Below are 14662 nucleotides of genomic sequence, written 5' to 3' on the forward strand. Positions count from 1 at the left end.
GCGGTTCGGCGCAGCGGAATCAGGCGTCGGCGTCGGCGGCGGGCCGTCCGGCCACGCGGGACAACACGACCTCCGCCTGCCGGAGCACCGGGCCGTCGATCATCTGACCGTCGAGGCTGAAGACCCCGCCACCGTGTTCGGCGGAGCCGTCGATCACCTTGTGCGCCCACGCGATCGCCTCTTCGGACGGCTGGTAGCCGGCGCGGATGTGCTCGACCTGCGATGGATGGATGCACGCGGTCGCGGTGTAACCGAGGGCCACCGCGTCGCGCACCTCGGCGACCAGACCGTCGACATCGTCGATGTCGAGATGCACCGAGTCCACGGCGAATTTGCCGTGCGCCGCGGCCGCGATGCGGACCATCGACCGGACCCAGGCGGCGACGTCGCGGTACTCGCCGGCGCGGGGCTCCGCGGGCCCGAACCGGCTCGACGTCCCGCCGAGTCCGGCGACCAGGTCCTCGGCGCCCCACATGAGGCCGATGCAGTTCGACGTGGCGGCGATGTCGTTGGCGCGGGTGGCACCCAGCGGCGTCTCGATCAGCGCGATCGTCTGGAACGCGGTGTCCAGGATCGACGCCACGTCCTCCGACTTGGCCTGCATGACGACGCGGTAGTTCGTCTCGGAGACCGCGGCGAGGTCGCGGCGGTAGTCGCCGGTACCGGCCGGGTTGATCCGCACGATGGTGCGGTCCGGGTCGATCGGGTTGGCGATCAACGCTTCCCGCGCGGCAGCCCGATTCTCCGGCGACACCGCGTCCTCGAGGTCGAGGATCACGACGTCGGCCCGGTCGAGGGCCTTCTGGTAGCGCTCGGGCCGGTCTGCGGGGCAGAACAGCAGTGCGGGCCCGGCGGGCAGCCAGGCGTTGGACAGCTGGGAATCGCCCAGACTCGATCCGCTCACGAGCGAATTGTCGGCGGGTCCGTCGAAGAACATCGTCGTCACTCCGTAGGTTTCTTGCGCACCAACGTGGCCCGCGCGGCTCGCGCGACGACCTCGCCGTGCTGATTGCGTCCGATGTGGGTCAAGTTCACCACGCCCTCCCCCGGCCTCGACCGGGATTCGCGTTTACCGGTGCACAGTGTCTCGGCGTAGAGGGTGTCACCGGCGAACAGCGGCGCGGGGAACGCAACCTCGGAAAAACCGAGGTTGGCCACCAGTGTGCCCTGTGTCAGCTGGCTGACCGAGAGACCCACGATCGTCGACAGCGTGAACATGGAGTTGATCAGGCGCTGACCACCGAAACCGGGCTGTTGCGCCGACCACGCGGCGTCGAGGTGCAGGGCCTGGGTGTTCATGGTGAGCGTCGTGAACAAGACGTTGTCGGCCTCGGTCACGGTGCGTCCGGGACGGTGTTCGTAGAGGGTCTCCTCGATGAACTCCTCGAACCACAGGCCGCGCTGGACGACCCTGTTCACGGGTGCCTGGTCGTTGTCGCTCATGCGAAACCCAGCTCCCGGGCGATGAGCATGAGCTGCACCTCGGTGGTGCCCTCGCCGATCTCGAGGATCTTCGAGTCGCGGTAGTGACGGGCGACGGGGTACTCGTTCATGAATCCGTAGCCGCCGTGGATCTGGGTGGCGACGCGCGCGTTGTCCATGGCCGCCTCGCTGGCCACCAGCTTGGCGATCGACGCTTCCTTCTTGAAGGGCTTGCCCGCCAGCATCTTCGCCGCCGCGTCGTAGTACGCGGTGCGCGCGACGTGGGCCCGGGCCTCCATCCTTGCGATGGCGAAGGACACCGACTGGTACTCGCCGATCGGCTTGCCGAACGACTGACGCTCCTTGGCGTACTTGACGCTCTCGTCGACGCAGCCCTGCGCCGCTCCGGTCGCGAGCGCCGCGATCGCGATGCGGCCCTCGTCGAGGATCGACAGGAAGTTGGCGTAGCCGCGGCCGCGCTCACCGAGCAGGTTCTCCTTGGGCACGCGCACATCGGTGAAAGTGAGCGGGTGGGTGTCGGAGGCATTCCAGCCGACCTTGTTGTAGGCCGGTTCGGCGGTGAAGCCGGGGGTTCCCGACGGCACGATGATGGTCGAGATCTCCTTCTTGCCGTTCTCCTTGACCCCGGTGACCGCGGTGACGGTGACCAGCGAGGTGATGTCGGTGCCCGAGTTGGTGATGAACTGCTTGCCGCCGTTGATGATCCACGAGTCACCGTCGTCACGGGCGGTGGTCGCGGTGGCCCCGGCGTCGGAGCCGGCACCCGGCTCGGTCAGACCGAAACCGGCGAGCGCGGTACCGGCGGTGAGGTCGGGCAGGTACTGCTGTTTCTGCTCCTCGGTGCCGAACCGGTAGATCGGCATCGCACCCAGGCTCACGCCGGCCTCGAGGGTGATGGCGACCGACTGGTCGATCTTGCCGAGTTCCTCGAGTGCGAGGGCCAGCGCGAAGTAGTCGCCGCCCATGCCGCCGTACTCCTCGGGGAACGGCAGCCCGAAGAGGCCCATCTTGCCCATCTGGGCGATGACCTCGTACGGGAAGGTGTGGTCGGCATCGTGTTTCGCGGCCACCGGCGCCACCACGGTCTGCGCGAAGTCGCGCACCGTCTCGATGAGGTCGGTGTACTCCTGCGTGAGTTCCATGAGAGTCCTGTTCACTCTTGTCGTTCGGTTCGATCTGTTCTGTTCCGAGCCCTTCGTGGCTCGTCGCTTGCGCTCCTCGCACCTCAGGGAGCGAGTGGTCAGGGAGCGGGAACGGACTCCCGGCTCTCCGCGGGGGTGACCACGGCGAGGATCTGTCCGGCATCCACCTTGTCACCCACCTTCACCGTGATGTCGACGGTTCCGTCGACGGGTGCGGTCAACGCGTGTTCCATCTTCATCGCCTCGACGACCACGACGGCCGCGCCGCTGCTCACCTCGTCGCCGGATACGGCGCCGACGGCGACCACGGTGCCGGGCATCGGGCTGGCGATCTCGCCGGCACGATCGTCGGCGGCCTCGTCGAGCAGCGGGCGGGCGAGATCGAGGACCCAGGCGCCGGACGGTCCCGACACCCACCAGGATTCACCGATCAGCGTCGACGACCAGGACTGGCTGACCCCGTCGACGATGAGACGGTCGGATTCGCGGCCCTCGCCCGACTGTGCGGGGAGGTAGACGACCTCGGCGGTCCACGACTCACCCTCGGCCCCGTCACCACCCTCGGTGACCACGGTCGCCGATCCCGAGATCGACTGTGCATCAGCGTGTTCGACGCGAATCGACACGGTGGAGTGGTGTCCGCCGCTCACGAGCCTGGTGATCACCGGGGCCGGTTCGCCGACGCGCCAGCCGACCGCCGACGACCAGACGTCACCGCGGTCCCGGGTCCCGATGCGGGCGAGGCCGACGAGGACCTGAGCCTCCGGGGAGGGTTGCGGCACCGCGTAGTCGGCGACCAGACGGTCGAGCAGTTCGGTGTCGAGTTCGGCGTCGACGACGGCCTGTTGCCGGAGGACGAAGCGGCAGAAGTCGATGTTCGTGACGACACCGAGGACGCGGGTGTGTGCCAGCGCCTGGTCGAGGCGTTCGAGGGCCTCCTCGCGGTCGCTGCCGTGCGCGATGATCTTGGCGAGCATCGGGTCGTAGTCGCTGCCGACACGCAGGCCCCCGAGCATGGCGGAGTCGACGCGGATGCCGCTGCCCGACGCGGTGTCCGGGTGGACGAGGTGTTCGATGGTGCCGCCCGTGGGGAGGAAGCCACGGGTGGGATCCTCGGCGTACACGCGGGCCTCGATGGCGTGGCCGGTGAGCGTGATGTCGTCCTGGGCGAAGCCGAGGATTTCGCCGCGGGCCACGCGGATCTGCTGCTCCACCAGGTCGATTCCGGTGACCAGTTCGGTGACCGGGTGCTCGACCTGCAGCCGGGTGTTCATCTCCATGAAGAAGAACTCGTCGGGCTTGTGGGCCGAGACGATGAACTCGACGGTGCCCGCGCCGGTGTAGCCGACGCTGCGGGCGGCGTCGCAGGCCGCCTCGCCGATCCGGGCACGGGTGTCGGCGTCGAGCAGCGCCGAGGGCGCCTCCTCGATGACCTTCTGGTGGCGGCGCTGCAGGGAGCACTCACGTTCACCGAGATGGATGACGTTGCCGTGGGTGTCGGCGAGGACCTGCACCTCGATGTGGCGCGGCGTGTCGACGAAGTGCTCGAGGAACAGGGCGTCGTCGCCGAACGCGGCGCCGGCCTCGCGTCGTGCGCGTTGTAGTGCGGCAGGCAGTTCGGCCGGGTCGGCGACGCGGTGCATACCCTTGCCGCCGCCGCCGGCGCTCGGTTTGATGAGGACCGGGAAGCCGATGTCGGGGGCGGCCGCGATCAGGTCCTCGTCGGTGAGGCCGGGACGCGAGAGACCCGGCACCACCGGCACGTCGCGCGCGGTGACCGCGGCGCGGGCGGTGATCTTGTCGCCCATCGTCGCGATGGCCTCGGTCGGCGGACCGATGAAGACGATGCCCGCTTCCGCCAGCGCGGCGGCGAATTTCTGGTTCTCGGAGAGGAATCCGTAGCCGGGGTGGACGGCGTCGGCACCGGTCTTGCGGGCCGCGTCGACCACGGCGTCGATGTCGAGATAGCTCTGGGCCGCCGCGGCCGGTCCGATCCGGACCGCGACGTCGGCCTCGCGGACGTGCCGGGCGTGCGCGTCGGCGTCGGAGTAGACGGCGATGCTGCGGATGCCCAGGCGGCGCAGCGTGTCGATCACCCGGCAGGCGATCTCACCACGGTTCGCCACCAGGACGCTGCGAATGGGTCTGGTGCTCACGGTCTGAAGGTCCTCTGTCGTCGTGGGTGAACTCGGGGATGACATGTCGGCCTCCGCTCACATCCGGAAGACGCCGTAGCGCGGGTCGGCCAGTGGCGCGTACCGCGCCGTCTCGAGGGCGAGTCCGAGCAGTGTGCGGGTCTGGGCCGGGTCGACGATGCCGTCGTCCCAGAGGCGTGCGGTCGAGTAGTAGGCGTCGGACTGCCGCTCGAACTGTTCGCGGATGGGCGCCTTGAAGGCCTCCTCGTCCTCTGCCGCCCAGGTGTCCCCGGATCGCTCGATCTGGTTGCGGCGCACCGTGCCCAGGGTGTCGGCCGCCTGCGGGCCACCCATCACGGAGATGCGCGCGTTGGGCCACATCCAGAGGAACCGCGGCGAGTAGGCCCGGCCGCACATCGAGTAGTTGCCGGCGCCGAACGAGCCGCCGACCATGACGGTGAACTTCGGGACCCGGGCACAGGCCACCGCATTGACCATCTTGGCGCCGTTCTTGGCGATGCCGCCCTGCTCGTAGGCCTTGCCGACCATGAACCCGGTGATGTTCTGCAGGAAGATCAACGGGATTCGACGCTGGTCGCAGAGCTCGATGAAATGCGCTCCCTTGAGGGCGGATTCGCTGAAGAGCACGCCGTTGTTGGCGATGATCCCCACCGGGTGGCCGTGGATGTGCGCGAAGGCGGTGACCAGGGTCGTACCGTAGTTCGCCTTGAACTCGGTGTATTCACCCGCGTCGCACATGATCTCGATGACCTCGCGCACGTCGTACGGGGTCCGCGAGTCGGTGGGCACCACGTCGTAGATGTCGGTCTGCGGACGGAGCGGCTCCCGCGACGGGATGGTCTCCCACTGCGGTGCCTCCCGCGGGCCGAGGGTGGCGACGATCTCACGGACCTTCGCCAGTGCCTGCTGGTCGTTGTCGACGAGGTGGTCGGTGACGCCGGAGACCGAGGAGTGCATCGCTCCGCCGCCGAGGTCCTCGGCCGAGACATCTTCGCCGGTAGCGGCTTTCACCAGCGGTGGACCGGCCAGGAAGATGGTGCCCTGGTTGCGGACGATGACCGTCTCGTCGCTCATCGCCGGGACGTAGGCGCCGCCGGCGGTCGAGGAACCGAGGACGGCGGCGATCTGCGGGATGCCCGCGGCGCTCATGTTCGCCTGGTTGAAGAAGATGCGGCCGAAGTGGTCGCGGTCCGGGAAGACCTCGTCCTGCTGCAGCAGCATCGCACCGCCGGAGTCGACGAGGTAGATGCACGGCAGCCGGTTGGCGGCTGCGATCTCCTGCGCACGCAAGTGCTTCTTCACCGTGACCGGGTAGTAGGTACCTCCGGAGGCCGTGGCGTCGTTGGCCACGATCATGCATTCGCGACCGGCCACCCGGCCGACGCCGGCGATGACACCCGCGGCCGGCGCCTTGTCGTCGTACATCCCGAACGCGGCGAGCGGGGCGACCTCGATGAACGGCGAACCGACGTCCAGGAGGCCGTCGACGCGGTCGCGGGGCAGCAGCTTGCCGCGGGAGACGTGGCGCTCGCGCGCCTTGGCACCGCCGCCGGCGGCCACCGTCGTCAGACGCTGATGGAGCAGGTCGAGATTCTGCTGGTGCGCGGCCCGGAAGCCGTCGAGCGTGCTGGTCACCGTCGACCCTTCAGTTAGTAGGGATTAACTGAGCGGAATGGTACGCCATCGGGTGGCGTGTGTCACGCCCGCAACTGGCACCCCGTCTGCGTGACGCGCGTCACGTCATCTCGTAGGGTGGTGTCAGGCCCACCACCCCCGGGCTCTCACAACCGATGCGTCGATCCCCGGCACGACCGGAGACGGCCACCGCACATAGAAGGCCAGGTAACCCCATGACCCTCGCAGACGACCGCGCACGCTTCCAGCAGGTGCCGACCCCACAGACCGGCTCGTCAGGAACACGCTCGTCCGAGCCCCTTCCTGACGACTTCTCGCTCGACGATCGCTACGCCCGCGAGTCGGGCACCATCTACCTCTCCGGCATTCAGGCCCTGGTCCGCATGGTCCGTGACCGTGCTCGCGTCGACCGCCGCCAGAACCTGAACACCGCCTCGTTCATCTCCGGCTACGAGGGCTCTCCCCTCGCCGGCTACGACCTCGAACTCGCCCGACGCCGCAAGCTGCTCGCGCCCTACGACATCACCCACCGGCCGGGCCTGAACGAGGAGATCGCCGCGACCTCGGTGATGGGTTCGCAGGTCGCCGCGCAGGTCGCGGAACTCGCCCCCACCGCCGACGGCACGCCCCGCGACGGCGTCGTCGGCTACTGGTACGGCAAGGCCCCCGGCCTCGACCGCGCCACCGACGCGATCCGTCACGCCAACCTCGTCGGCACGCATCCGTCCGGCGGGGCGGTCGCACTGGTCGGCGACGACCCGGGCGCCAAGTCCTCGACCGTGCCGTGCGCGTCGGAGATGGCACTGGCCGACCTCTACATACCGATCCTCTACCCCGCCGACTCGCAGGACATCCTCGACCTCGGTGTGCACGCGGCGGTCATGAGCCGCGTCAGCGGATTGTGGACGTCGCTGAAGATCTCGGCCCATGTCGCCGACGGCGCGTCGACCGCCCACGTCGATCCCGACCGGATCATCCCCACCTACGGCGATCTCGGGCGAAGCCCGCACGTGCCGAGTGGCCGACTGCTGGGCGCCAATCTTATGGAACTCGAACAGAATCAGCTCACCACACGCATCCCCCGGGCGCTGGAGTACGCCCGGCTCAACGGGATCAACAAGATCGTGGTGTCGACCCCCGACGACCGGATCGGCATCGTCGCCGCCGGCAAGACCTACCTCGATCTCCGAGAGGCGTTGCGCCTGCTGAACATCGGCGATGACGACCTGCGTCGTCTCGGCATCCGCATCCTCAAGCTCGGGATGGTGTACCCGATCGAGCGGGACATCCTCGACCGCTTCATGTTCGGCACCGCGCGCGGTGATCTCGACGAGGTCATCGTCATCGAGGAGAAGCGCGACTTCATCGAGACGATGATGCGCGACATCCTGTTCCGGCATCCGCGTGCGCCGCGGATCGTCGGCAAGGTCCACGAGGACGGGTCGACCCTGTTCTCCCGCTTCGGTGAACTCGACGTCGATGCCGTCACCCGCGGCCTCGCGGATCGCCTCGCACGTCATCACGTCGACGCGGCGCAGGCGTGGATCGACGAGAAGTCGCGGCGTCGGACCCGCATCGAACTCCCGCTCGCCGTGCGCACGCCGTACTTCTGTTCCGGGTGCCCGCACAACAGCTCGACCAAGGTCTCCGAGGACACCCTCGTCGGCGCCGGGATCGGTTGTCACGCGATGGTTCTCCTGATGGACCCGCGCCAGGTCGGCGACGTCGCCGGGGTGACGCAGATGGGTGGCGAGGGGGCGCAGTGGATCGGCATGGCGCCGTTCGTCTCCGCCCGGCACTTCGTGCAGAACGTCGGTGACGGCACGTTCATGCACTCGGGCTCGCTGGCACTGCGTGCAGCGGTCGCCTCCGGTGAGAACATCACCTACAAGTTGCTCTACAACGGCACCGTCGCCATGACCGGCGGCCAGGACCCGGTCGGCGAGATGGACCTGCCGCGGCTGACCTCCCTCCTGATCGACGAGGGCGTCAGCAAGATCGTCGTGACCTCCGACGACCCGAAACGTACTCGGGCGCTGGGCCTGCCGAAGAACGTGGAGGTCCGCCAGCGCGACGACCTGCTCGAGGTGCAGACCGAACTCGCGGGCGTACCCGGGGTGACCGTTCTCGTCCACGATCAGCACTGCGCCGCGGAGAAGCGCCGCAAGCGCAAGCGCGGCACCATGCCCACCCCCACCACACGCGTGATGATCAACGAACGCATTTGCGAGGGCTGCGGCGACTGCGGCGAGAAGTCGAACTGCCTGTCGGTGCACCCGGTGCAGACCGAGTTCGGACGCAAGACGCAGATCGACCAGAGTTCGTGCAACCTCGACTATTCGTGCCTGAAGGGCGACTGCCCGTCGTTCGTCACCGTCACCCCGGGTACGAAGCGGACGAGGGCCCGCGCCGCCGACATCCCCGACGCACTTTTGCCGGAACCGACGCTGCCCGCGGTGCGGGACACGTTCTCGCTGCGGGTCACCGGCATCGGCGGCACCGGTGTGGTGACCGTGTCGCAGGTGCTGGCGACGGCCGCGGTCCTCGACGGCCACGCCGCCCGGACCGTCGACATGACGGGCCTGGCGCAGAAGGGCGGAGCCGTCGTCAGCGACATCAAGGTCGCGCCCCACGACGTCGAGCAGGCCGCCAAGGTCGCCTCCGACGACTGCGACCTCTACCTCGTCTGTGACCCGCTGGTCGGAACCGACCCGGTCAACCTGAAGGTCGCGGCACCGGAGAAGACCGTCGCCGTGGTGTCCACGACGCAGGTGCCCACCGGGCTCATGGTCATCGACACCTCGGTGGGCTTCCCGGCGGAGACCGCGATCCACTCGGCGATCGATGCCAAGGTGACCCGCGGCCTCTACCTCGACTCGGGAGCGCTGTCGACCGCACTCTTCGGTGACGAGCAGTTCGCCAACATGCTCATGGTGGGTGCGGCCTATCAGGCAGGTGCACTGGCCATCTCGGCCTCGTCGATCGAGCGGGCGATCGAACTGAACGGCGTCGCGGTGGACGCCAACGTGCAGGCCTTCCGACGCGGACGTCAGGCGGTCGCCGACGCCGAGGCGGTATCCGCGACCATCGCCTCACTGCACGCCGCCGCGACCACGGAACCGGAGCCGTCCGACCACGCGATGAGCGTGGTGCATACGAGCGGTTTCGGCGACGAGCTGAGACGTACAGTCGCCCTCCGCTACGACGAACTGATCGCCTACGCGGACGAGCGTTATGCGCGTGAGTATCTCGACGTCGTCGAACGGGTGCACCGCGGTGCGGACAACGATGCGCTGACCGAGGCGGTCGCACGCAACCTGTACAAGCTGATGGCCTACAAGGACGAGTACGAGGTGGCCCGCCTGACACAGGATGCCGCCTTCGCGGCGAAGGTCGCCGATGAGTTCGGCGAGGATGCCGAGGTCGCGATCCGGTTGCATCCGCCGACGCTGCGCCAGATGGGCATGCGGGAGAAGATGTCCCTCGGAGCGTGGGCGAACCGCCCGATGAGCGCGCTCGCGAAGATGAAGAAGCTGCGCGGAACGCCGCTCGACCCGTTCGGCCGCAACGAGATCCGTCGCACCGAACGCGCGCTGATCGTCGAGTACCGGGAGATCGTCGACTCGCTGCTGGCCGCGGTGCAATGCGGACGTGTCGGCGACGCCGAGATGCCCGCCGTGGTGGAACTCGCCGGCCTCCCCGACATGGTGCGCGGCTACGAGAGCGTCAAGATGCGCAACGTCGAGAAGTACCGGGCAGAGGTCAGCCGTCTCCGCGGGTCACTCGGCATCTGATCCAGAGCACCCGCTGCCCGGTGTACCGGAGAACTCCGGGTACACCGGGCTCGGTTGTCAGACCGGGCGGACCGACAGCACGGAACGTGCTTCCTCGCGCACGACGCGCTCTTCGGCGGGCAGGGTGAAGAGAGTGAGCTGCTCGCCCTCGGAGGTGCTCATCCGGAGGCAGTTCTGCTCCCACGGGGTCTGGGTGACCTCACCGTCGCGCGACACACCGACATCGGCGAGCACCTTGGCGAGGGATTCGATCTCGTCGACGTCCCGCACCTCGACGCGCAGCGTGTGGTCGCCCGACACCTGGCGTCCGAGTTCGGCGTCGTCGACGAGCTCCCACTGCGCTTCGTCGAACAGCTCCACCGCGGCGGGAACGACGCCGAAGAGGACGCCGCGCTGACCGGCCGGGTGCGTCCAGTCGTCGACGATCTCCATACCGAGGCCGTCGCGGTACACCCGCACCGCCTCGTCGATGTCCTTGACCTTGAGGCAGACCCGGAGCTCGTCGAAGCGTCGCTTGGTCACGACGGGCTCGCTGCGCTCGGTGAGCGCGGGCCGGCTGATCAGGACGTAGATGTGGCCGTCGGGTGCGCGCAGGTGCGACCATGCGGTGCCCCACGAGTCCTCGACCCCATCGTGGACCTCGCCGATGAACTCGACGCCCTTGGCCTCGAGCTCGGCGCGCGCCTCGCGTACGTCGTCGACGATCAGGCCGGCGACGGGGTGATCGAAGAAGGAGTGGTCGCTGTCGGTCGGCTTGAACACCTCGAGCGCCGATCCGTCCGGGAGCCCGAACACGACCGCGTTCTCCTGCTCGCGTTCGACCTTCAAACCGAGTGCGTCGGCGGCGAAGTCGCGCATCGCCTGATAGTTCGACGTCCGCGATCCGACCCAGCTGATCCCGTGGATCTTCATTTTCTTCCTCTCCTGGTGCTGACAGATTTCACAATGACCGGGCTGCGAAGAACGCCGTGTGCATGGCGTCGAACACGCGCCCCGGTTGGCGTGCCGAGCCGATCACGCGTACCTCTATCCCCGCTGCCTCGAGCTCGTCGGCGAGGTCGGAGTCCGGGCGCTGCCGGCCCAGCGCGAGGACGACGGTGTCGGCCGCGATGGTCTCGGCAGCGTCGGCCGTCTCGACGTGTAGACCCTCGTCGTCGATCCCGACGACGGTGTGACCGCACCTGACGGAGACCCCGGCGGCGTCGAGGAACAGGGGAAGCCGCTCGACGTCGGTGAAGACCTCGTCCCCGGCGAGCAGACCGTCGTTGGCTTCCAGGATGGTCACCGTCGTGGGATCGCCTGCCGCAGCGGCGGACTCGGAGATCCGGAGCGCGGCCTCGCAGCCCTGCAGGCCTCCGCCCACGATGACCACGCGGCCACGCGGGGCATCCGCCGAGCGGATCTGCGCGGCCGTGATGACCGGGACAGAGCCCCCGATGGGGAATCGAGGTGATTCCGCCAGGGCACCCGTGGCCACCACCGCGGCGTCGAAGTGACCGGAGGTGATCGTCTGCGCGTCCGCCGCCCGGGTGACGATCGGGATGTCGCGCCGCGTCACCTCGTGGACCAGATGCCGGGCCAGCGCCGCTAGATCCTGCTTGACCGTCGATCCCTGTGCGTGATTGAGCAGGCCGCCCAGCTCACCGGGTTCGTAGAGCGTCACGCCGTGGCCTCGGTCGTGCAGTACCGCGGCGGCGTGGAGTCCGGCCGGGCCGCCGCCGATCACGGCGACGACCTTGCTCGTCTCGGCCGTGGTCACGGGGAATCGGCCTTCTTCGGCGACGCTCGGGTTCACGCTGCAGCCGACGCTTCGTCCCTTGTTCAATCCGCGGTGGAGGCAGCCGTCGTTGCACCGGATGCACGGCGTGATCTCCAGGGCACGACCGAGTTTCGCCTTGCGCGCCCAGTCGGGGTCGGCGAGCATCGGGCGTCCGAGCGACACGAAGTCGGCCGATCCGGAAGCCAGGATCTCCTCGGCGGTCTCGGGCGAGACGATCGACCCCGAGGCGATCACCGGGATCGACACGGCGGCCTTGATCTTCTCCCAACCCCACCGGTGCGGGGTGCGCACCTGGTACCAGGGACTGACCTCCCACTCCATCCCGGCGTGGTGCCCGCCCGAACAGTGCAGCACGTCGACGCCGCGTGCCTCGAGACGACGGCACAATTCGACGGTCTCCTCGATGGGGATACCGTCCGGCTCGTAGTCCGTGACCGACAGCCGGATGCTCAGCGGGAACTCACGCGGGACCTTGGCCCGGATGTCGTCGACGATGCGTAACAACAGCCGCGCCCGGTTGTCGAAGCTCCCGCCGTATTCGTCCTCGCGCCAGTTGGTGTGCGGCGACAGGAAATTGGTGATCAGGTAGCCGTGGCCGGCATGCACCTCGACGATGTCGAAGCGCGCGGCGTGGGCGCGTGCAGCGGCGTCGCCGAACGCGGCGACCACCGCATCGATCTCGTCGACGGTCATCGGGGTCGGCACCACACCGTACTGCCCCTCCACATCCGACCACGACGAGTCGGTGGCCGACTTGATGGGTGCGGTGCCGAGGAACTTCTGTCGGCCGCCGTGGGCGATCTGCAATCCGATGCGTGCGCCGGTGGCGTGCACCTCGTCGACGACCCAACCCAGACCCGGGGTGTGCTCGCGGTGGGCATTGCCGAGCTGGTTGTGGATCGCCTTGCTCGCATCGGAGTCGATGAAGCTGTACTCCATCATCACCAGGCCGATACCGCCCTGGCCGAGTCGCTTGTAGTGCTCGACGGTGCGCGCCGAGACGGTTCCGTCCGCGTTCGCGGTCGCCGTGCTCTGCGGCGACTTGAGGATTCGGTTCTCGACCTCCAGTTCACCGATCCGCCCAGGTGTGAACAGGTGCGGGTAGTGAGTGGCGGTCGTTGCCAAGGTCGTCTCCAGGTGCTGTGCGTCAGGGCGCGGGACGGCTCCCACGGTTCCGGGTCCACCCAACCATGCAAAGTGGATACATTTTTGTGTACACTGAGTCTGCACGAGGCCGCGGGGGCGCGCAAGAGCACCACGAGAATCGTTTACGAACGGGAAACAAAGCGCGAGATCGCGCTACGACGTCCGGCCCGGCACAGCCTCGCAACCACGGTCTGCCCGTCGTCGCCGGCCACGGCGTCGAGGTCGAAGGCCCTGCTGTGCTCGTCGCGGGCAGCCACTGCGTCGAACTGCGCTGCGTTCATCTCGATCAGCAGAACCCCGTCGTCGGACAGCCATGCCTGTGCGCCGGCGATCAGTGCGTCGACGTGATCGAGGCCGTCCGCTCCCCCGGTCAGTGCGCGTCGGGGCTCGTGATCGCGCGCTTCCGGGGCGAGCAGACCGAAGGCGTGATCGGGAACGTATGGCGGGACGGCCGCGATCACATCCACGCGGCCGCGGAGCGTCTCGGGCAAGGCATCGAAACCGATGCCGTGATGGATCTGCGCGGCGACGGGCAGGTTCCGCCGGGCGTGGACGAGTGCGTCGGCGGCGATGTCGGCAGCGTGCACCTGCGCACCGTCGACGGCTGCGGCGACCGCGGAGGCGATCGGCGCCACCCCGCAGAACGCTTCGAGGACAACGGCTTCAGGCCGCACCATCGCGGCTGCGACGGCTTCCTGCGCGAGCAGCAGCGAACGTTGCCGCGGCACGAACACCCCGGACCCGACGCTGAGCCGGAGGTCCCCGAACTGGACCCACCCCAGCAGGTGTTCGAGTGGTTCACCCGCGATCCGGCGTGCGCACAGGTCGTCGAGTTCATCGGCGCCAGAGGCGTGTCGGCGTAACAGCTCGGCCTCGTCCTCGGCGAACACACAACCCGCACGACGAAGTGCACCCGCCAGCGGGTCGTCGAGAAGCCCGGCCGGCTGCACGTGTACGTCAGGAGATTGCGGCGTCATCCTTCTTGAGACCGTACAAGAACGAAGCGGTCATCAGGAGCGCCACCTGCACCAACCCGAAGATCAGCCCGAGAATGGCGCCGGCTCCGAGTTCGACGGACGGCGGCATGATCAGCGCCGAGGCGAACAGCGCCAGCCACCCGGCGAGCGCGATCACGGCAAGGAACGGCAGCGCCTTCCGGTACCGGGGAACCAGCACGAACGTCGTCGCGACCCCGACGACGCCGAGCAGGACGAAGAACTTACCGGGGTTCAGCACCATGTCGTCGGAGAAGAACCCCGGGATGCTGTCCCGCCCCTCTACGAAATCGCGCTCCCACAGGTCGATCCCCTGCTGAGACCCGGCCAACGCGGTGATCCAGCTGACGAAGCCCATGCAGTAGGTGACGATGCCGGCGACTGCCGCACCGAGGGCAAAGATCACCGACCGATCGGGGCGCGGCCCCGCTCGTCGCGGCCCCATGCCGGGCGCGGGCCCCCAACCTCCGGTAGGCGGGCCGCCCGGGAACTGCGCAGTCTGACCCTGGTGGCCAGGGAATCCACCGGTCTGTGATTGCCCGGGTGGGGCCGGCGACCACTGACCACCCTG

10 protein-coding genes are annotated in these 14662 nt (G+C 68.5%); 1 reads left to right on the forward strand and 9 read right to left on the reverse strand.

Annotation, left to right across the window (positions count from 1 at the left end):
• Positions 1-19: 19 nt before the first annotated feature.
• From GONAM_RS15880 to GONAM_RS15900, 5 genes are all read right to left on the reverse strand, one after another.
• The gene (locus GONAM_RS15880; protein WP_006867779.1) at positions 20-937 is read right to left on the reverse strand and encodes an HpcH/HpaI aldolase/citrate lyase family protein; all 918 of its coding nucleotides are present in this window, start codon (positions 935-937) and stop codon (positions 20-22) included.
• Positions 938-942: 5 nt separating this feature from the next.
• The gene (locus GONAM_RS15885; protein ID WP_006867780.1) at positions 943-1443 is read right to left on the reverse strand and encodes a MaoC family dehydratase; all 501 of its coding nucleotides are present in this window, start codon (positions 1441-1443) and stop codon (positions 943-945) included.
• Positions 1440-2585, reverse strand: coding sequence for an acyl-CoA dehydrogenase family protein (locus GONAM_RS15890; RefSeq protein WP_005201192.1), 1146 nt, complete (start codon positions 2583-2585; stop codon positions 1440-1442). Before GONAM_RS15890 ends, GONAM_RS15885 begins: the two co-directional genes overlap by 4 nt.
• 98 nt (positions 2586-2683) lie before the next feature.
• Positions 2684-4741: an acetyl/propionyl/methylcrotonyl-CoA carboxylase subunit alpha gene (locus tag GONAM_RS15895; protein WP_006867781.1), complete on the reverse strand. Its 2058-nt coding sequence runs from the start codon at positions 4739-4741 to the stop codon at positions 2684-2686.
• A gap of 57 nt (positions 4742-4798) precedes the next feature.
• Positions 4799-6376 (reverse strand): carboxyl transferase domain-containing protein, encoded by a 1578-nt coding sequence (locus GONAM_RS15900; protein ID WP_006867782.1) that lies wholly within the window; start codon positions 6374-6376, stop codon positions 4799-4801.
• A 215-nt stretch (positions 6377-6591) separates the two neighbouring features.
• Here GONAM_RS15900 and GONAM_RS15905 point away from each other — a divergent pair, with 215 nt between their 5' ends.
• Complete coding sequence (locus GONAM_RS15905; protein ID WP_006867783.1) at positions 6592-10170, forward strand: indolepyruvate ferredoxin oxidoreductase family protein; 3579 nt, start codon at positions 6592-6594, stop codon at positions 10168-10170.
• Positions 10171-10227: 57 nt separating this feature from the next.
• On the opposite strand, the gene GONAM_RS15910 is transcribed toward GONAM_RS15905, so the two are convergent.
• The 4 genes from GONAM_RS15910 to GONAM_RS15925 all read right to left on the reverse strand — a co-directional run bounded on the left by GONAM_RS15910 (position 10228) and on the right by GONAM_RS15925 (position 14497).
• On the reverse strand, positions 10228-11082 hold the full coding sequence (locus GONAM_RS15910; RefSeq protein ID WP_006867784.1) for a VOC family protein: 855 nt from the start codon (positions 11080-11082) through the stop codon (positions 10228-10230).
• Between the two features lie 28 nt (positions 11083-11110).
• Complete coding sequence (locus tag GONAM_RS15915; protein WP_006867785.1) at positions 11111-13075, reverse strand: oxidoreductase; 1965 nt, start codon at positions 13073-13075, stop codon at positions 11111-11113.
• Positions 13076-13218: 143 nt separating this feature from the next.
• Positions 13219-14073, reverse strand: a complete 855-nt coding sequence (locus GONAM_RS15920) for a class I SAM-dependent methyltransferase (RefSeq protein WP_006867786.1) — start codon at positions 14071-14073, stop codon at positions 13219-13221.
• A complete protein-coding gene (locus GONAM_RS15925) occupies positions 14054-14497 on the reverse strand; it encodes a DUF5336 domain-containing protein (protein ID WP_245548630.1) in 444 nt (147 codons plus the stop codon). The genes GONAM_RS15920 and GONAM_RS15925 overlap by 20 nt, the downstream gene beginning before the upstream one ends.
• Positions 14498-14662: the final 165 nt, after the last annotated feature.

It is taken from the genome of Gordonia namibiensis NBRC 108229, from assembly GCF_000298235.1.
Lineage (GTDB): Bacteria > Actinomycetota > Actinomycetes > Mycobacteriales > Mycobacteriaceae > Gordonia > Gordonia namibiensis.

Bases quoted from the DNA above. Each gene is read 5' to 3' on its own strand.
- GONAM_RS15880 (WP_006867779.1), bottom strand. From the start codon at position 937: ATGTTCTTCGACGGACCCGCCGACAATTCGCTCGTGAGCGGATCGAGT.
- GONAM_RS15885 (WP_006867780.1), bottom strand. From the start codon at position 1,443: ATGAGCGACAACGACCAGGCACCCGTGAACAGGGTCGTCCAGCGCGGC.
- GONAM_RS15890 (WP_005201192.1), bottom strand. From the start codon at position 2,585: ATGGAACTCACGCAGGAGTACACCGACCTCATCGAGACGGTGCGCGAC.
- GONAM_RS15905 (WP_006867783.1), top strand. From the start codon at position 6,592: ATGACCCTCGCAGACGACCGCGCACGCTTCCAGCAGGTGCCGACCCCA.
- GONAM_RS15910 (WP_006867784.1), bottom strand. From the start codon at position 11,082: ATGAAGATCCACGGGATCAGCTGGGTCGGATCGCGGACGTCGAACTAT.
- GONAM_RS15920 (WP_006867786.1), bottom strand. From the start codon at position 14,073: ATGACGCCGCAATCTCCTGACGTACACGTGCAGCCGGCCGGGCTTCTC.